Below are 745 nucleotides of genomic sequence, written 5' to 3' on the forward strand. Positions count from 1 at the left end.
ACCCAGCGTAGCCTCATCGCTTCGAGCAGGCGTGAATCGACCTGCGCCCGTCCAAGCAGCGAACGCATGATCCTGCCTTGCTGGCCGTTATAGGCGCGCACGAGCAGTTTCATCGACAGGCCGAAGCTCTCGCGCGCGGTCGCGCGCTTCTGGATCGGCGCCGCCCTGGTCACCTCGGTGAGAAATGCATCCATGACGATGGCGGCGACATTYGGCCAGCGGCGGTAGATCGTGGTCTTGGCGACGCCTGTGCGCGCGGCGATGCCTTCGATCGTCAGCGCGTCGAACCCGAGCTCCTCGCCGAGTTCGAGCGCGACCTGAAGGAGGGTCGCCGTGGCGTCCCCGCGGCGGGATCCGGTGGGTTTGGCGGCCGCCGCCGTGGGTCTGGTGTCCATCATCTCGGTCCGGTTGTGTCTGCGCCGCAGCGCTGCGTGCAGTCGGGATCGCCTGAGCTTGGCGACAATACGCTACGTAGCGTAGCGTGACAATCAGAAAGCCGGCGTCACCGGCAATGCCGCCAAGTTGGGCCGCCCTCGCAGTGGCGGCGGAGCCTTTTGGAAACACGGATGCATCTGCTCTCCGCGATGCGGGGCCTTTGGAGAGGGGAGCAGCGAGGACCGGCCGCGCGCCCCCTTTCAGCGGCTGCGGGGCGGAAGCGTGGAGAAGTACAGTGTCGCAAGTCACCAATATCGCGTTCATCCGGGCCCAGGCCGGCTGTTCCGACGAACTGGGCCGCCGGCTTCTC

Annotated in this window: 1 protein-coding gene; it reads right to left on the reverse strand. The window is 66.8% G+C overall.

The window, feature by feature from the left end; translation table 11 throughout:
- Nucleotides 1-395 (reverse strand): TetR/AcrR family transcriptional regulator (locus tag AB4Y92_RS25130; RefSeq protein ID WP_441822092.1); only part of this gene is annotated, 395 nt, incomplete at its 3' end.
- Nucleotides 396-745 lie beyond the last annotated feature (350 nt).

This window comes from Lysobacter sp. TAB13, from assembly GCF_052113885.1.
GTDB classification, from domain to species: Bacteria; Pseudomonadota; Gammaproteobacteria; order Xanthomonadales; family Xanthomonadaceae; genus Lysobacter; species Lysobacter gummosus.